The organism is Ralstonia pickettii (genome assembly GCF_001699815.1).
Classification (GTDB): Bacteria; Pseudomonadota; Gammaproteobacteria; order Burkholderiales; family Burkholderiaceae; genus Ralstonia; species Ralstonia thomasii.
Genome location: NZ_MCGB01000097.1, coordinates 123,348 through 139,821 on the forward strand (window position 1 = coordinate 123,348; position 16,474 = coordinate 139,821).

The 16,474-nt window shown below is 61.3% G+C and carries 16 protein-coding genes; 11 read left to right on the forward strand and 5 right to left on the reverse strand.

Annotated features, from left to right (window positions below):
• Positions 1–53: 53 nt before the first annotated feature.
• From BEK68_RS21410 to BEK68_RS21425, 3 genes are all read right to left on the reverse strand, one after another.
• Positions 54–473: a hypothetical protein gene (locus BEK68_RS21410; protein WP_009277756.1), complete on the reverse strand. Its 420-nt coding sequence runs from the start codon at positions 471–473 to the stop codon at positions 54–56.
• Positions 474–623: 150 nt separating this feature from the next.
• On the reverse strand, positions 624–824 hold the full coding sequence (locus tag BEK68_RS21415) for a hypothetical protein (protein ID WP_004635218.1): 201 nt from the start codon (positions 822–824) through the stop codon (positions 624–626).
• A 606-nt stretch (positions 825–1,430) separates the two neighbouring features.
• Entirely contained in the window at positions 1,431–1,931 is a 501-nt protein-coding gene (locus BEK68_RS21425) for a hypothetical protein (protein WP_004635214.1), read from the reverse strand.
• Positions 1,932–2,116: 185 nt separating this feature from the next.
• Between BEK68_RS21425 and BEK68_RS21430 the strand changes: the two genes are divergently transcribed.
• From BEK68_RS21430 to BEK68_RS21450, 5 genes are read left to right on the forward strand one after another with little or no spacing between them, the layout of a single operon-like run.
• The gene (locus tag BEK68_RS21430; protein ID WP_004635213.1) at positions 2,117–4,570 is read left to right on the forward strand and encodes a heavy metal translocating P-type ATPase; all 2,454 of its coding nucleotides are present in this window, start codon (positions 2,117–2,119) and stop codon (positions 4,568–4,570) included.
• Positions 4,567–4,785, forward strand: a complete 219-nt coding sequence (locus BEK68_RS21435; protein WP_004635211.1) for a hypothetical protein — start codon at positions 4,567–4,569, stop codon at positions 4,783–4,785. Before BEK68_RS21430 ends, BEK68_RS21435 begins: the two co-directional genes overlap by 4 nt.
• 14 nt (positions 4,786–4,799) lie before the next feature.
• A complete protein-coding gene (locus tag BEK68_RS21440; RefSeq protein ID WP_004635209.1) occupies positions 4,800–5,099 on the forward strand; it encodes a YHS domain-containing protein in 300 nt (99 codons plus the stop codon).
• A gap of 44 nt (positions 5,100–5,143) precedes the next feature.
• On the forward strand, positions 5,144–5,395 hold the full coding sequence (locus BEK68_RS21445) for a DUF2933 domain-containing protein (RefSeq protein ID WP_004635207.1): 252 nt from the start codon (positions 5,144–5,146) through the stop codon (positions 5,393–5,395).
• Positions 5,396–5,397: 2 nt separating this feature from the next.
• Positions 5,398–6,060: a methyltransferase family protein gene (locus tag BEK68_RS21450; protein ID WP_004635205.1), complete on the forward strand. Its 663-nt coding sequence runs from the start codon at positions 5,398–5,400 to the stop codon at positions 6,058–6,060.
• Between the two features lie 415 nt (positions 6,061–6,475).
• Here the strand turns inward: BEK68_RS21450 and BEK68_RS21455 are convergent, their stop codons facing one another.
• The gene (locus BEK68_RS21455) at positions 6,476–8,359 is read right to left on the reverse strand and encodes a DUF3141 domain-containing protein (protein ID WP_004635203.1); all 1,884 of its coding nucleotides are present in this window, start codon (positions 8,357–8,359) and stop codon (positions 6,476–6,478) included.
• A 186-nt stretch (positions 8,360–8,545) separates the two neighbouring features.
• On the reverse strand, positions 8,546–8,791 hold the full coding sequence (locus BEK68_RS21460) for a hypothetical protein (RefSeq protein ID WP_004635201.1): 246 nt from the start codon (positions 8,789–8,791) through the stop codon (positions 8,546–8,548).
• Positions 8,792–9,281: 490 nt separating this feature from the next.
• Here BEK68_RS21460 and BEK68_RS21465 point away from each other — a divergent pair, with 490 nt between their 5' ends.
• From BEK68_RS21465 to BEK68_RS21490, 6 genes are all read left to right on the forward strand, one after another.
• Positions 9,282–9,506: a hypothetical protein gene (locus BEK68_RS21465; RefSeq protein ID WP_004635200.1), complete on the forward strand. Its 225-nt coding sequence runs from the start codon at positions 9,282–9,284 to the stop codon at positions 9,504–9,506.
• A 9-nt stretch (positions 9,507–9,515) separates the two neighbouring features.
• A complete protein-coding gene (locus BEK68_RS21470) occupies positions 9,516–10,319 on the forward strand; it encodes an outer membrane lipoprotein-sorting protein (RefSeq protein ID WP_021197388.1) in 804 nt (267 codons plus the stop codon).
• Entirely contained in the window at positions 10,316–11,020 is a 705-nt protein-coding gene (locus tag BEK68_RS21475) for an ABC transporter ATP-binding protein (protein ID WP_004635197.1), read from the forward strand. The genes BEK68_RS21470 and BEK68_RS21475 overlap by 4 nt, the downstream gene beginning before the upstream one ends.
• On the forward strand, positions 11,017–13,509 hold the full coding sequence (locus BEK68_RS21480) for an ABC transporter permease (protein ID WP_004635192.1): 2,493 nt from the start codon (positions 11,017–11,019) through the stop codon (positions 13,507–13,509). The genes BEK68_RS21475 and BEK68_RS21480 overlap by 4 nt, the downstream gene beginning before the upstream one ends.
• Positions 13,502–14,647, forward strand: coding sequence for a hypothetical protein (locus tag BEK68_RS21485; RefSeq protein ID WP_004635189.1), 1,146 nt, complete (start codon positions 13,502–13,504; stop codon positions 14,645–14,647). The genes BEK68_RS21480 and BEK68_RS21485 overlap by 8 nt, the downstream gene beginning before the upstream one ends.
• Before the next feature lie 96 nt (positions 14,648–14,743).
• Positions 14,744–16,441 carry an ABC1 kinase family protein gene (locus BEK68_RS21490; RefSeq protein ID WP_004635187.1) on the forward strand — a complete coding sequence of 566 codons (1,698 nt, stop codon included), beginning with the start codon at positions 14,744–14,746 and terminating at the stop codon, positions 16,439–16,441.
• Positions 16,442–16,474 lie beyond the last annotated feature (33 nt).

Consider the following 16,474-nt stretch of genomic DNA (forward strand, 5'->3'; position numbering starts at 1 on the left):
CGACCACCTTGCCGGTTAGGCGGCAAGGCGTGAGAGATACGTCGCTTCGGAGGCTACGTGCGGAAACAGCAGTTCAGGATGGGAATCGGGGGTGGTGGTGCACGGGGCGCCACATCGGCGAGCAAGACCGATTGGCCGTCCGCCATGATGACTGGCTCGGCCGTGATCATCCGGATCAGGACGGGCAGGAAGATGGGAATCTGCGGCGATACGTGATTGGCCGACTTGGTGCCGCTCTGGCAGTGCTCAAGACAGAGGCCGTCATGCTGGTGCACATCCTGCTGCGCCTGCATGGCCATCTCGGGGCACGACTGCACCATGGCACCGGCGTCGGTCGCATCGGCCATGGTGGGCATGACCTCCGCTGAGCCGCGGCTTGCCGCACAGGCGTATGCTGCCGCTGCCAGTTGAACTGTCAGGAAAGCGATGACTAGGAATCCGGCGAACCACGGCCGGCGAAGCGATGCGCGCACGTTCTGCAGATGATGTGATTGGATCGAATGGTAACAGCGGCTACGCGCGATGTGCACGCGGACGCGGCTTATGATCGAACGGGTTGATCTGCCGCAAACGTGCCATCGCGCGATGGGCGTCCTGCCGATAATGCAGAACGCCCCACCGTGTTATTTCGGCGCTTGAATCATGTCTTGGCAGGGCTGCGGCATCGCAGGCATGCCAGCGCTTTTCTGCGCTTGCGCTGCGCGGATCTGCGCAAGTTTCGCGTTGCGAGCTTTCTCGATGACCTGCCAGTCTGGCCCGGCAATGGCCGTCAACGATGTCAAAACAGCCGCCAAGCCGACAGCGGAAAGAATGACCTTCTTCATGGTGATGCTCCAGTGATTTCACGCGGGGCCGGCATGAATGCCGGCTTAGCAATTTGCGTGGCGTATTCGCTTACGCCGCTATACGGATGCCGCACTGCAAAAAGGCGCGATCCGTAAAGCTAAATGGAGCGGGCTCGGGGTGGCCGTTCGAGCGGCACAGGAACTGCGGAAATATAGACAGGCTCCTGGGCGGGAACCAGGATGTGCATCCCCTTGGCGCCGAGCGGCATCGCTGGGCTGGAAAGCGCCCCGATCACAGCGCAGAAAGACACGCAAGGAGCGGTGTCCGTGCAGTCGGAACCACTCTGGGCATGGCCGTCACCGGTGATATGGCAGGGGTGTCCTTTCTCGGCTTGTACGACATCATGCGCTGTCGACAGCCCTGGCAGACCCACAGCGCCGTGCATCTGCATTGATGCCATGGGGAGCCCGCGCGCAGGCAACGCCACGGCAAGCAGCACGATCATCAGCATGCGCCAAAGGGGATTCATCGCGCGCGGATTTTTGTCAGATGTTGCGTAGGTTCAAGCTAACGGTCAGCAGGTATGCGTCACGCACGCCTGTTGACCAATTCTGGGCAGTATTCACCTTCCCACAATGGCAACGTCAAGGTTTCTTTGATGGTTCCTGCTGTTTGAGCATCTGGTCCATCATCATCTGCATCATGTCCATGCGGTTTTCCATCATGTTCATGCGCTGCTCCATGGGCATGCCCGAGCCGCCCATCATCGGCGCCGCACCGCCGGCCCCCATCCCTTGACCGCCCATCATGTCCATCATCATCGGGCCGCCCATACCGTGCATTGTCTGCATCGTGTCCTGCATGGCCTGCATGTGCTCGGCCATCAGACGTTGCCGTTCCTTCGGGTCCTTGGTCTGATGGATCTTGTCCATCTGGGCCTGCATCTTCTTCATCTGCTGACGGGCTTGCTCGAAGCGCTTTTCCGTATCCGCAGAGTTTGCCGTGGCAGGGGCAGTCTTCGCTGGGGTTGCCGCACTAGGCTGGCTCGCTGCGGCGGGGTGGTGCTCGTCAACGGCCCAGACCGATGCACTGGCGATCAGCAGCGCGCCTGCTACAAGAAAGCCAACATGCTTGTTGTTCGTCATGGTGCTGCCTCCTGAAATGATGGGATTTCATTTTGATATGCGATCGGTGGTCGCCAGTTGACGTATCACAACGAATTGCTCTCGCTTGACCCGTATCAACCTCCCGTTCCGGGCGTGGAACACACTGCAATCGTAGTTGTGCCCAGACCTAATCAAGTTAAACAATCAGCACATCCGAGGTTGGCATGCCAAGCGATTCCATCGGACACCATCGTGGCGATCAAGTGGTCGGTCGGCAGAGCGCGCTGCGCATCGCTCAACCGGTCGTCGATGCCGGTCGCGTGCGCGATCCGGTTTGCGGTATGGAGATTTCCCCTGCGCAGGCAGCAGCCAGCACGGAAGTCGGGCATCAGCGCTATTGGTTCTGTTCTCGGCACTGTGAGAAGACTTTTCTCGCTGATCCGGCGCGATATCTCTCGCATGACGCGCATGACGCGCATGACCACGACGGCGCGGCCCATGATCACGCGCCAACCGGAGTTGCTGCGGTGTCCGCAAGCACGAAGCAACTGGCCAAGGACCCCATCTGCGGAATGATGGTTGACAAGGCCACTGCCTTGTCCGCAGAGCGAGGAGGGCGAAAGTACTACTTCTGCAGCGAGAGCTGTCTGCACACGTTTGAGTCGCCGGAGTCCGAACTGAAGGCGATGAAGACGCGCGTCACCATTGCCTTGACCGGTGTGCTGGCGTTGGCGGTGTTACGCGCCGGGGCGTTTCTGGCCTTGGCTGCAGGTGCGACCCTGCTGACTTGGGCGCCCATTCCGGCGCTGCCTTGGTTCACATGGGGAATATGGCTGTTCCTGCTGGTGACCCCCGTACAGTTCATTGGAGGTTGGAGCTTCTACAAAGGCGCGTGGAACGCGGTCCGCACGCGCAACATCAACATGGATTTCCTGATCGCGCTGGGTACGTCGGTAGCGTACTTCTACAGCGTGGTCGTGTTGTTCTTCCCATCCTGGTTGCCGGTGAAGGTGGCCGAACGCGATGTCTACTTCGAGGTGTCCGCGGTCATCATCGCTTTTGTGCTGCTGGGCAAGTACATGGAGGAGATCATCAAAAAGAAGTCCTCCGCCGCAGTCCGTCGCCTGCTTGACCTCAAGCCCGCTGTGGCGCACGTGATTCGCGATGGCAAGGAAGTCGAGATTCCCGCCGAAAGCATCATGGTCTCGGAGCTGGTAGTGGTCCGCCCCGGCGAGAAGATTCCAACCGATGGCAAGGTGACGGACGGGCAAACCAGCGTGGACGAATCGATGCTGACCGGGGAGTCGATGCCAGTTGACAAGAAGCCTGGGGCAACGGTGATCGGCGGTACGCTGAACCGGTCAGGCGCCTTTACGTTCCAGGCGACCCGCATCGGTGCGGATACGGCGCTGGCGCAGATCATCAAGATGGTAGAAGACGCGCAGGCAAGCTCGGCACAGATTCAGCGGCTGGCCGACCAGGTGACCGGCTATTTTGTGCCGGCGGTCGTGGGCGTTGCACTGCTGGCTGTCATCGGATGGACGCTCGCGGGGCATTTCCCGCAGGGGCTGCTCGCCTTTATTGCCGTGCTTATCATCTCCTGCCCGTGCGCTCTGGGTGTAGCGACGCCTGCCGCCTTGATGGTCGGCGTGGGAAAAGGCGCGGACGCCGGCATCCTGATCCGCGGCGGCGAAGTGCTCGAACGCGCTGAGAAATTGACCACCGTTGTCTTTGACAAGACGGGCACGATTACGCGCGGCGAACCGACCGTGACCGATATCCTGCCGCTTGGGACACACCAGGAAGCCGAGCTGCTCAGTATTGCTGCAGCGGTCGAGTCCGGCTCGGAGCATCCGCTGGGCGAAGCGATCGTCCGTGCCGCACAGCATCGTGAGCTGGCGACGCGTAAGGCGAACAACATCCAGGCGCTGTCGGGGATGGGTATTCAGGGGGCCATCGACGGCCAGCAGGCCTGGCTAGGAAACCGGCGCATGCTCGCGCAGCAGGCCATCTCAGTCGATACGATTGAAGCGACGCTGGCCGGGCTGGAGGCTGATGGCAAGACAGCGATGCTGGCGGGGATCGGGCATGAACTGCTTGGCATCATCGCCGTGGCCGATACGGTCAAGCCAGAGGCGTCAGAGGCCATTGCCATGCTCAAGTCGCGCGGCATCAAGGTGGTTCTGCTCAGTGGGGATAACCAGCGCACCGCGCAAGCTATCGGGCGGCAGGTCGGCATCGAGCGCGTAATCGCAGAGGTCATGCCGGAAGACAAGGTCAAGACCATCCAGGGCTTGCAGAAGGACGGCGAGGTGGTTGCCATGGTCGGCGATGGGGTCAACGACGCGCCCGCGCTCGCTGCGGCGGATATCGGCGTCGCTATCGGCTCGGGCTCGGATGTGGCCAAGGAGACCGGCAGCATCATCCTGATCCGCAATGACGTACGCGACGTGGCGGCTTCCATCGAGTTGTCCCGCGCCACGATGCGCAAGATCAAGCAGAACCTGTTTTGGGCCTTCTTCTACAACACCATCGGCATTCCGGTGGCGGCTTTCGGCCTGCTCAATCCCATCCTGGCGGCGGCGGCGATGTCGCTGTCCTCGCTTAGCGTGGTGGCGAATTCGGCCATGCTCAAGCGCGTGCGGCTGACAAGTAAGGCGCAGGAGGTGCCGGCATGAAACCCGCTGTCTGGTTCTGTGCCGCCGTGGCGACGGCGCTGGCCGCCGCCATCCTCTATTGGTACGGAATCTCACTGTTCTCGGTGCTGGTTGCGCTGATTCTCCTGGCCTGTCCGGTCTGGGTGATCTGGATGAGTTTGCGTCTTTCACGGCAAACCAGACGAGAGGTTGAGGCGGCAGTGGAGCGGGAACTGAAATCGCGTAGGAAGTCGTAAGACGGAGGTGGAAAATGACCTGGCTTTCGCAAAACCTGATCTGGATCGTGCTGGGCGGATTGGTGGTGGTGTTCCTTTGGCGCAGCCAAGCGATGCGCTCCAGAGGCGGCGAGGGTGCCGGCATGATGCACGGCGCTCCAGATGCAAACAGTGACCCAGTGACCGGAAACCGGGTTGACCCGACCCACGCCATCACGGCCAATTTTGAAGGGAAGACGTTCTACTTCGAGTCTGAGCAATCTCGCGCGGTCTTTCAGCAGAATCCTTCACGTTTCGTCCACCAACACCATCGCCATCACGGCGGGTGCTGCTAGCCAGCCTTTTTTCAAGCCGATTGCCTGTGGACGAGGAGGCTCGCATGAATGATCAAATGAACCCTGAAGATGGGCCGCACGCGGCGCACAGGACAGTCTTCAGGTCCAGGTGGGTTTTGATAGGCTTCCTGCTTGTGATCGCCTATTTCCTGTTCACGGAACATCGGGCACACGTGATCCCGTTCCTGCCCTTCCTGTTGCTCGCTACTTGCCCGTTGATGCACCTGTTCATGCACCACGGCCACCAAGACGAAGGGGGCGAGCCGTCAACGCACGTACATCCAAAGGGAGAGTAACGATGCAGCACGACACACAATCCGGCTACGGGCTCTGGTCGTTGGTCATCATCAACTCGGCCATCTTCATCATCTTCGCTTTCAGCTTCACCAAGCCAAAGACCTCGCGTGACTGGCGGTCCTTCGGGGCCTTCTCGGCGTTTCTCGTGGCGCTGTTTACGGAGATGTACGGGTTCCCACTGACGATCTACTTGTTGCTGCCCTGGTTGAGCAAGCATTTTCCCGGTATCGATTTCCTCTCTCACGACGCGGGGCATTTGCTGGAGGTGATGTTCGGCTGGCGCGCTAATCCGCATTTCGGGCCGTTCCACATCCTAAGCAACCTGCTGATCTTCGGTGGTTTCATCATGCTCGCTTCCGCCTGGCGGGTGCTGTATCTGGCGCAGCAGCAGCACCGTCTGGCCACCGGTGGACTCTATACCCGCATGCGCCATCCGCAATATGTGGCGTTTGTCCTGATCATGCTCGGCTTCCTGCTGCAGTGGCCGACGTTGCTCACGCTGATCATGTTTCCAGTGCTGGTCTGGATGTATGTTCATCTCGCGCTGACTGAGGAGCGAGATGCGCTGGCCGAGTTCGGCCGGGCATACGAAGCGTATTGTGAGCGCACACCACGTTTCATCCCCCGTTGGAGCAGTGGTGCGTCGAAGGCGTCGTCTCATTGATCACGACATCCTCGGCAGGAGGCAACCCTTCGCAGCCGCTGTAACAGAGTCCGCCACTCTGATCCTCTTCTCCACGTAATGCACGTTGGCTTGGCTGGCGGCGCCCGAACCTTTCGTGGATTTCATGGGCACGCTTTTCCATGGCGTAGATTTCAAGCATCTGCCGGCCAACTGCTCACGTGATGGTCCCTTCTGTATCCCGCCATCATGTTTGTAGTACGGTTCTTTGCGGCGGGCGCCTTCTTTTAGTCGCCGCACAACGGCCAGTTAGGTCAAAGAGAAAGCGCTGCCCGCTGAGGCTCGCGTTGCTAGTGCGCTTGGCCGGCAAATTCGAGCGCCCGTTGATTGGGCCATTGCCCATGTCTGGATCATCACAACCGCCCATTGGATATGCAGCTAAGAGTCGCCGGAAACCTCACCGCACGTCAGTGTCGCAAGCGCTGCAAGCTTGGCGAACCGTTGCTTCTCCAACGTCGCAGTCACGATGGTCTGATGCCGGAATATAAGACTGCGCAAACGAGTAGGGCCAAGATGGCCCGTAAAGCCACTGGAATGCCGTCTCGGCCACCAAGTCGCGCACTGACCGACCTGTCTCAAGTGTGTGTGTCAGCGTGGCGCTAAGCGCTTCTTCCGAAGCGCGCCAGATATTGTCTTCCCCGGCTTTTCGCCTGGAGGCCCTCACGCCCGCAGCCATGGCGGCTACGAGCAACAGCCATGGTTGGAACCGCTCGGACCATGCATAGCGCGTCCAGCGCATCGGATGGCTCCATTTCAGCCATTCAGCGCTCCACGGCGTTGCCAGCGCGCGCACGGTTGGGCTCCAGAACTGGTCATACAGCCGTTCGTTGATTTCCGAGACGGCGCGCACATGCTCGAACAGGGCACGCGGGTATGGGAATTGAATGTCTTCGACGCGACGCGGCTCAAACGTGACCCCGCGTTGGGAGTTGTTCTGTGGCGGCGCATCGGAGTGTTCCGACAGCTTCATCTCGTACAAGCCGGGCGGCAGCGCCTCAATCGCATCGAGGCTTTGCAGGATCGCGCGATGCTCGTGACGCGCCACGCTTGCGGAGACGAAAATGCCGAGGTGTCCGACATGCGGGTTGGTGAGATACACGATTCGCTGGCCGGCGGCGACCAGAGCTTCCGTACTTTCGTACACGACGGGAATCCAGCCGAGCGCCTGGTGCGGTGGCGTGATGTTGTCGCCGTACGAGGCAAAGATGACGATCGGTTTGCAAATGCGCCGTAAGTCGACCGTGCACTTACCGTCGACATGCACTTCGCCGGTTTCCAACTTGTTGCCGACAAAAAGATCCTGGATGGTTGCGACCAGTTCTTCCCGGCTGAGAAAGTAAAAGCCATTCCACCAGCGCTCGAATTCCAAAAACCGGTCACCTTCACCATCCGGATCGGCGAAGACAGTGTAGAGCTTGGTCCAGAGCGCGGACTCAGGCTTGAGTGCCTCGAAGTTCTGTACCAGCCATGCACCGTCAAAACGGCCGTTGCCCAGATCGGCAAGAAAGTTTGCTGACCACACGCCGCCGGTGAACGCCCCGAGCAGGCGCATCGGGTTGACGCCTGCTTCGCCGGACCAGTACGAGAGCGGGGAGCCGTTGAGCACCGCAGGGCAGGCGACGCGCTCGCAGCAGTGGGCAGACAGGAGCATCACTTCCCAGCCGGCCTGGCAGTTGCCGTAGAGCACCGGCGCCTGCCCGTCATGCCGTCGCGCGACCTCCTCGACGAAGGTACGAAGCGCGTTCAGGACGTCGCCAAGGGTCTGTCCGCGGCAGGGGGCCGGGAAGAAGCTGACAAAGTAGACAGGATGGCCTTCGGCGAGGGCCATGCCGACTTCCGAATCGCGCTTGAAGCCCCCAATGCCCGGTCCGTGACCGGCACGCGGGTCGATGACGATGACGGGGGTTGCATCCGCCCGAACCTGTCGCTCCAGGTGGTCGGTGCCACAGCGCGTGATACGGAGCAGGGCATAGTTGGCCGGGCGCTCGAAGGTTCGCGCATCCAGTAGCAATTCGTAGTCGAAATGCAGCGGTGGCGGCAGGCCGGCCTCCTCATGGGCCAACATATTGTTGGCGCGTTGCCGCAGGATATCGATGAACAGAATCCACCGCTGCGTGACATCCACCCAGTAGTCCCACCCTTGCTCAAGAGGGGGCTCGGCAGGTGCCGGCTGTGGCTCGGCCTGGTGGTCCGGTTCGCTAACCAACCGCAGCGCCGGGGCTGCTACACCCGGCGCCGATCGGGCCGGACGTCGTTTGCGCTGTACCGTACGGTCTGTCATCACACCACCTCATCACTTCCTGTGAAAGTCGTGATGTCCGTCACCAGACAGTGCGGACACGGGCTGCAAATCATGCGGTGCAACTGCATGGGCCTTGTAGGCCAGCTTAGCCGCATCGGGCCGAACTTCGTTGTCGCAGGTCAGGTGAATTGAAGCGCGGGCTCTTTTCTGAGCCCGCGCGCAGACTTACTTGGTATCGGGATGGAAATGCTTGGACTTGTCCCTGCCCTTGGTGTCCTCGGCGGGGGCGGCCGCCGGCGCGCTGGCGGCGGAAGCGCCAGCTTTCTCGGCGACGTGCGAATGCGGTTTCATTTTGTGCGCGCCGGAGGCTTCGGATGCCATGGGCATGTCGTTGTCCGTGGCAAATACGCCGGCCGACATGGATGCGGCGGTTGCAAGCAGCAGTGCGGAAAGGATGGTTTTGCGGTTCACGTTGTGTCTCCTAGCGATAAAAGTTGGCGGTTCAGTTTTGCAGTCCATTCTGGGTGATGAGGGGCCACTATTGCACTGACTCCTGCTGGATAGCGACCGTGGCTTGATCCATGTCAAGCCGGATCGGCGCTCCATGTCTCATTTCACCCAGCCAATAGCAGGATGTTTGGTCTCGTACGCCATGCCCCAATGCTCTTGGGCAGGGGCGGTGGGTGCGGGGATGGTTTCCATGAGCGGGGTATCGGCAGTCTGCCAACTGCTTCCCGATGGGAAGCTGACCGGAAGGTGACTTTTCTGTCATGCATTCCAGTTGCTTGATCTTCAGGTGCATGTTTCTGGCACATGGGGGCTGAAATGGCGACGGGTAAGCTATTACCTGCTACGCAATTGGATCGAATATGCCTTGATCCAGGTAAAGCGATGCCGCCCATAAAGGTGTAACGTGAATTGTGCTTGGGGTTACACCTTGGGTTTCACGAGGAGGTGCACGATGATGGTTCACGGGTTCGACATGGCCGGCTATGGTCTCGCTCACTGGATCACGTTTGCCGTCATGGCGGTGGTATTGCTGTATCCCATCGGCCGAATCCTGATGCGGATCGGGTTGTCGCCTTTTTGGGCCATTCTGGTGCTGGTGCCATTCTTCAACCTGATCGGGCTTTGGGTGCTGGCATTTGTCGAATGGCCACGGCAAGGGTCTGGCCGTCCTGGCTAGTCGGATGCCATGAAATCGTTCAGCTGCCCGGATGGCACCATGGTTCGCAAGGCCATTCCCTCTCTGGTGTCCGCGTGCCTTGTGGCGTTTGCTGCCGCATGCATGGTGGGTGGGGCTTGGGCTGAGGAACCAGACGGCCGCACGCTCGTCGATCGCGTCGATACCCTGCTGTGGGGCAAGACGCTGCAAGGCGAGTTCCAGATGACGATCACCACACCGCGCTGGCAGCGCGCGCTTGACCTGCGCGCCTGGATGGAGCGGCCGCGGCGCTCGTTCATCCGCGTTCTGGCGCCGGCCAAGGAGGCCGGTATTGGGTCGCTGCGTATCGGCTCGGAGATGTGGAACTACCTGCCCAACATCGAGCGCACCATCAAGATTCCGCCGTCGATGATGCTGCAGCCCTGGATGGGCTCCGACTTCACCAACGACGACTTGGTCAAGCAAAGCAGCGCCGTGGATGACTACACGCATCGGGTTCTCCGCACGGAGGTGCTGAACGGCGCCGCGTCTTACGTGATTGAATCGATTCCCAAGCCGGATGCCGCCGTCGTGTGGGGAAAGATTCTCTACTGGATTCGGCAAGCGGATACGATTCCGCTCAAGCAGTATTACTACAACGAGCGCAACGAACTGGTGCGGGTCCTGACGTTCTCCGACGTTGGCCCGATGGGTGGCCGCACCATTCCGACCAAATGGGAAATGCGCCCCGTGAATGATCCAGGCCACGCAACCGTGATCGTCGTCAAGGCCGCGCGCTACGACCAGCCGATTGACGACGAACGCTTTACGCAGCGCAATCTGCAAAAGCCATGAATGCTGCAGCCGATACAGTCGTCAAGCTCGTAGGTGTCTCCAGGCTGTATCGGCAAGGTGCCAGCGTCGTGCATGCGCTGCAGCATATCAATCTGGAAATCCGCAAAGGCGACTTTGCGGTGCTGGTAGGGCCGTCCGGCTCGGGCAAGACAACGCTCCTGAACGTGATCGGTGGCTTGGACTCACCCACCGAAGGCCATGTCTGGGTCGACGGCAGCGAGATCGGGACACTGGGTAAAGCCGCGCTTTCGGACATCCGCTTGCGCAAGATCGGCTTCGTCTTCCAGGAGTTCAATCTGATTCCCGTTCTTTCCGCGCTAGAAAACGTGGAATTCGTGATGCTGTTGCAGGGGGTGCCAGAGATGCAGCGCCGGGACCGCGCCATGACGCTGCTCAAGGAACTGGGATTGGAAGGGATGGAGCACAGGCGTCCGCAGCAACTCTCCGGTGGGCAGCAGCAGCGCGTGGCGGTGGCGCGCGCCATCGCGGCCGAGCCGATCATCGTGCTGCCCGATGAGCCGACCGCCAATCTGGATTCCAAAGCCGGCGCCGCGCTCATGGACATGATGAAGGCCATGAATGAACGGCGCGGCGTGACGTTCGTGTTCTCCACCCACGACCCGATGGTGGTCGAACGCGCGCGGCGGGTCATTCGCCTGCGTGACGGCCGGATCGAAGCCGATGAGCGCCGACCGCCATGATGCTGCTGCCACTCGCCGTGCGCAATGTGCTGCGCAACCGCAGGCGTTCCGCCATCACCATCTCGTCGATCGCCATCGGCCTAGCGGCGATGATCTTCAACTGGGGATTCACCGCTGGCATGAACCGCGAGATGGTCGAGAACACCACGCGGTATTTCGCCGGCGATGCGCAGGTGCATCTCAAGGGCTACCACGACGATCCGATCCTTGATCTCGCCATGCCAGACTCGGCCCCCATCCTGCATGCCGTGCGCAACGAGGCTGGGGTGGCAGCCGCCAGCATCCGCCTGGAAACCAAAGCGCTGGCCAGCCGGGGCGACAAGTCGCGCGGCCTCATGCTCGTCGGCGTCGAGCCGGCAGACGAGGCGCAGGTGACGATGCTCTCGGACGCCATCGTGGCCGGGCAGCCGCTGACGACCGGCGCGCCCGGCGTGCTGATCGGGGAGATGCTTGCTGAAGCGCTCGCGGTGCGGCCCGGGCAGAACATCGTGTTCGTGGGGCAGGGCTACGACGGCTCGATATCGAGCGGAAAGTATCCGGTGCGCGGCATCTTCCGCAGCAAGATCGACGATCTCGACGGCTACGTCGCCGTGATGCCGCTGCCTGTTGTGCGGGAGTTTCTCTCCGCGCCCGGTGGCGCCACCGCCATCGCCCTGCGGCTGCGCGAGCGCTCGCGCCTGGAGCCGGTCAGCGCGGGGCTCGCCGAGCGCCTGGGAGATCGTTACGAAGTCGTGGGGTGGCCACGGCTGCTACCGATGGTAGCGGTCAGTTCGCGCTTTCACGAGGTCACGACCTACGTGGTGCTGTTGGTGTTCTTCGTGGTGGTCGTCTTCGCGGTGGCGAATCCTGTGCTGATGTCCGTGATGGAGCGCACGCGCGAATTCGGCATCATGCTTGCCGTCGGCATGAGCCGCACGCGCGTGCTTCGGCTGGTCCTGTATGAATCGATCCTTCTGGGCATCGTTGGCCTGATCGTCGGCAACGCCGTCGGCTGGACAGTGACGGCGTATTTCGCGCGCGCGGGTATCCATCTGCACGGTTTTGAAGCCGGGCTGCGCACGATGCCCGGGCTGTCCGACGTCGTCTATCCGGTGGTGAGCGCCGAGCGTGGCGTCGTGCTGTCAGTGGCGGTCTTCGTCATTGCCGGGCTGGCGGCACTGTATCCCGCTGCCAAGGCCGTGCAGTTGCGGCCCATCGAGGCGATTCGCGGGCTACCCGCTGCCATGCGGGTGTCGTCACGAAACACGGGCGATTCCCGCTTGCCGGTGTTCGTGCTGCTCGCACTGCGCAACCTGCTGCGCAATCCACGCCGCACGGCCCTCATGGCCGCAGGCGCTGCCTTCGGCATCGTGGGCTTTGTCTTCATCCTGGGGTTTTTCGACGGATTCTTCGACCAGACGATCGAGAACTCCACGCGTTATCTGACGGGGCACATCCAGGTCGAACGCAAGGGCTTTCGCAAGGATTATGCCCCCGAGCTTGCCATCGACGATGCCGTCTCGCTGCTGCAAGCCGTCCGGGGCACGCCTGGCGTGATTGCGGCTGCGCCGCGCACCCAGGTCCAGGCGTTGGCCAGCACGGCCTCGAAATCCGAAGGCATCATGCTCATCGGCATCGATCCGGTGGCGGAGGCTAAGGTCACGTTCATTTCCCGCACGGTTGTCCAGGGACGGGCGCTCATACCTGGCGCCGATCGCGAAGTCATGATTGGCCGCAGGCTCGCCGACAAGCTCGGTGTCCGCCTGGGCGAGAAGATCGTCGTCATGGCCCAGGCCGCCAACGGCGAGCTCGGCACGGCAGCCTACGGGGTGGGGGGCATTTTCTCGACGGAAAGTGCCAGTTTCGATGGCGCATTTGCTTTTGTCACGCTGCCAGCGGCGCAGTCGTTGCTTGCGCTCGGTTCACGCGTTTCCACCATCAATGTCCGGCTGGAGGATCGCGCGCACGTGTCCGCTGCCGTTGCCCTGCTACGCGCGCGTATCGGTGGCACCGACGTGACGCTGATACCGTGGCAGGAACTCTTGCCGCAGCTCGAAGACATGGTCCGGCTCCTGCGCGTGGTGAGCAGTATCATCCTGGCGGTGCTGCTTCTGGTGATTACCACGTCGGTCATCAATACCGTGTTCATGGCCGTCACCGAGCGCACGCGCGAGTTTGGCGTGATGCTGGCGCTTGGCACGTCGCCCGCCGCCTTGAGGCGCATGGTCGTATATGAGTCCATCGCCTTGCTGTTGATCGCGTCTGCCGTCGGGTATGGCGCCGGCATTGCGCTGGTGCTGTATCTTGGGCATGCCGGTATGGACCTGTCGAGCTTCTTCGCCGGATATTCCGCCATCCCCGGGTTGACCGGCATCGTTTATCCGCGCATTTTCGGTGCGACGGTGGTCCCGCCGGGTATTGCGCTGTTGATTGCCGGCGTGCTGGTTTCGCTCTATCCCGCGGCCAAGGCGGCGCGGCTCGATCCAGTGCAAGCGATACGCCATGTTTAAGCAAGCCGTGCCGTTCGGACTTCTGGCGGCTCTGGCCTTCGGAGCCTCGGCGCAGGAGACGTCGCAGTCCGGGTTGAAATTTTCCGGTTACTACAAGAGCTTGCTGGAGGAATCGGAAACCATCGTGCCCGGCGGGCAACGCTATCTGCTCGATCTCAATCGCCTGCGGCTGCAGTTGCAGGGCAAGCTCTCCGAGCACGTCGCCGTGGATCTGCAGTACGACAACGAATTGCTGTTCGGCAGCTACCTGCACACCGCACAGTTCGCAAGCCAGAGCAGTCTCGCGCCGGATCAGTACCTGGATCTCGACGGCAATTACCTGCGTGGCGGCTCGTACTACGGCCAGCACCGGCTGTATCGCGGCAACGTCACCCTGTCATCGGGCGACACCGATGTGCGCATCGGGCGGCAGCGCATCGCATGGGGAACGGGCCGTTTCTGGAGCCCGCTCGACCTGCTGAACCCCCTGAACCCGACTGCCATCGAGCGCGAGGAGCGCGTGGGTGTCGACGCGGTGCTGGCCGAGCACAAGCTGGGGCCCATCTCCCGCATCAGCGCTGTGTACGCGCCGGGGCACGGTGGCGCGGACTCCAGCGCGGCATTCAATTGGCACGCCAACACGCATGGCGTGGACTATTCCATTGTCGGCGGGCGCTTCGGCAATGAGCAGGTCGCCGGCTTCGATCTCGCGGGGCAGATCGGCACGGCGGGCATTCGTGGTGAGTTCACGCAAGTGCGTGCCAAGACTGGCTCGACCTATCAACGTGCCGTTCTCGCGCTCGATTATGCGTTTGCGAACACGCTCACGCTTAGCGCCGAGCTCTACTACAACGGCGCCGGCACGACCAATGCCGCCGCGTACGATTTCACGTCGCTGTTGACCGGCAAGATTCGCAGCGTTGCCAAGCACTATGCTGGTGGCTACATGAGCTACGAAATCACGCCGCTGCTCAAGTGGGAGGGCTATGTGGTGGTCAATTTGGACGACCATAGCCGTTTCGTTTCGCCCCTGCTGACCTATTCGATCAAGACGAATCTCGACTGGCAGATCGGCGCCCAGTTCTTTATGGGCAGCAGTGGCAGTGAGTTTGGACATTTCCATCACATCTACTACACGCAGATACAGTGGTTCTTCTAAAACGATAGTGCTTGCCGGCTGTCGACGTCCGGAAAGCTGGGCTCGGATGCGTGCATGGCGCGGCAATGGGGAAGGTGGGCAACGAGGAGAAGGAACATGGGCGTCATAACGCATGCGAATCCCGAACCAGCGGTGCGCGAGCGGGTGCCCGCTGAACTGCCACGGCTCTTGTACATCCTGCGCGCATTGGCCGGGGCAGGGTGGGCGCATTATGTGGAGCGGCTACGGATTGGCCGTGACGCACTCGAAGCTTCAGTTGAGGCGGTGCAAGCGACCGATCAGGATGCAAAGCGGCTGAGAGCTACGCTCGAAGGGCTGGGGCCCGCGTTCGTCAAGTTTGGCCAGCTTCTGAGCCTGCGGCGCGATATGTTGCCGGAGGTCTATATCGAGGAGCTGCAACGGCTCCAGGATGATGTCGCTGTTTTCCCTGGCGAGCAGGCGCGTGAGATTGTCGAGCGTGAACTGGGCAAATCCGTTCACGCGTTGTTCACCAGTTTCGATGAGACGCCCCTGGCTGCCGCGTCGATCGGCCAGGTCCATACGGCGCAGTTGATTGACGGCACCAGCGTGGTGGTCAAGGTGCAGCGCCCCGGCATCGAGCCCATCATTCATGCCGATGTCAGGATCATGCGCTTCTTGGCCCGTCAACTGGAGCGGTATGTGCCGGAGAGTCGCCGATTTGGCCCGGGCGATCTGGTGGAAGAGTTTGCCCGGCTCATCAACGAAGAATTGGACTATCAAGTCGAGGCGCGCAACGGCGATCTCCTGAGGGAGAATTTGCAGGATGATAAGCACGTCTTCGTGCCCCGCATCTTTTGGGAGCAGACCAGCCGACGTGTCTTGACCATGGAGCGCAGTTTCGGCAAGAAGCTTACGCATATTCCGTCGTCCGAACAGGAGAGCCGACGGCGCGTGGCGCAGGCGCTGATGGCATCGTTCTTGAAGCAGGTCTTCGAGGACGGCTTCTTTCACGGCGACCCGCATCCGGGCAACGTATTTTTGCTGGAGGACGGCCGGCTTTGCTTTCATGACTTTGGCATCATGGGACGGCTGTCCGCCTATGATCAGGAAGCCTTGGCCCAGTTGATTCTCGCCGTCAGTTCCGGCGAGGTGTCATGGATGGTGGATGCCTATTTCGAGATGGGGGTGGCGACCGAGGGGGTGGATCGTGAGGCATTTACCCGCGATGCTTCGCAGGCACTTGACGCATACTACGAAGCCGCCGGGAAAGGCTATTCGTTCGGCGAAATTGTCCGCCAGTTTGCGCTGCTCAGCCAGCGCCATCGGATCAAACTGCCGCGCCAGTTTCTGCTGGTCTCGAAAGCGTTCATGCTGGTCGAATCGCAAGCGTTGACGCTCGCCCCGGACTTCAACGCACTCGCGTCCTTGCGGGAATATGCGCCGCATTTGCTCGGCCGCAAACTATTGCAGGGGGCGAATGTACAGACCGAGTTCAGCAGGGGATTCCGCACCTTGCGCGCGCTGCATCACGCCGCCGCCTTGCTGCCCGACATTCTGAACCGCACGGTGGAGGCGCTCAGCAGCGGTAAGGCGACGCTGCATATCAAACACGACCAGTTGCAAGGATTGGAAGCGCATATCGACCGTGCAAGCAACCGGCTGAGCTTGAGCTTGATTATTGCGAGCGTCGTGATTGGCTCCTCAATCGTCATGGCGTTCCACAGCGGTCCGCACTATGCGGGCATTCCAGTGCTGGGGCTTCTGGGTTTCGTCGTCGCCAGCGTGATGGGCCTCGCTTGGGCGGTTGCGATCCTGCGATCAGGAAAGTTCTAGAGGCGCCGCTACAAGCAATGGGGCCTCGAAAGC

Bases quoted from the DNA above. Each gene is read 5' to 3' on its own strand.
- BEK68_RS21415 (WP_004635218.1), bottom strand. From the start codon at position 824: ATGAAGAAGGTCATTCTTTCCGCTGTCGGCTTGGCGGCTGTTTTGACA.
- BEK68_RS21425 (WP_004635214.1), bottom strand. From the start codon at position 1,931: ATGACGAACAACAAGCATGTTGGCTTTCTTGTAGCAGGCGCGCTGCTG.
- BEK68_RS21430 (WP_004635213.1), top strand. From the start codon at position 2,117: ATGCCAAGCGATTCCATCGGACACCATCGTGGCGATCAAGTGGTCGGT.
- BEK68_RS21435 (WP_004635211.1), top strand. From the start codon at position 4,567: ATGAAACCCGCTGTCTGGTTCTGTGCCGCCGTGGCGACGGCGCTGGCC.
- BEK68_RS21440 (WP_004635209.1), top strand. From the start codon at position 4,800: ATGACCTGGCTTTCGCAAAACCTGATCTGGATCGTGCTGGGCGGATTG.
- BEK68_RS21445 (WP_004635207.1), top strand. From the start codon at position 5,144: ATGAATGATCAAATGAACCCTGAAGATGGGCCGCACGCGGCGCACAGG.
- BEK68_RS21450 (WP_004635205.1), top strand. From the start codon at position 5,398: ATGCAGCACGACACACAATCCGGCTACGGGCTCTGGTCGTTGGTCATC.
- BEK68_RS21455 (WP_004635203.1), bottom strand. From the start codon at position 8,359: ATGACAGACCGTACGGTACAGCGCAAACGACGTCCGGCCCGATCGGCG.
- BEK68_RS21465 (WP_004635200.1), top strand. From the start codon at position 9,282: ATGATGGTTCACGGGTTCGACATGGCCGGCTATGGTCTCGCTCACTGG.
- BEK68_RS21470 (WP_021197388.1), top strand. From the start codon at position 9,516: ATGAAATCGTTCAGCTGCCCGGATGGCACCATGGTTCGCAAGGCCATT.
- BEK68_RS21475 (WP_004635197.1), top strand. From the start codon at position 10,316: ATGAATGCTGCAGCCGATACAGTCGTCAAGCTCGTAGGTGTCTCCAGG.
- BEK68_RS21480 (WP_004635192.1), top strand. From the start codon at position 11,017: ATGATGCTGCTGCCACTCGCCGTGCGCAATGTGCTGCGCAACCGCAGG.
- BEK68_RS21485 (WP_004635189.1), top strand. From the start codon at position 13,502: ATGTTTAAGCAAGCCGTGCCGTTCGGACTTCTGGCGGCTCTGGCCTTC.
- BEK68_RS21490 (WP_004635187.1), top strand. From the start codon at position 14,744: ATGGGCGTCATAACGCATGCGAATCCCGAACCAGCGGTGCGCGAGCGG.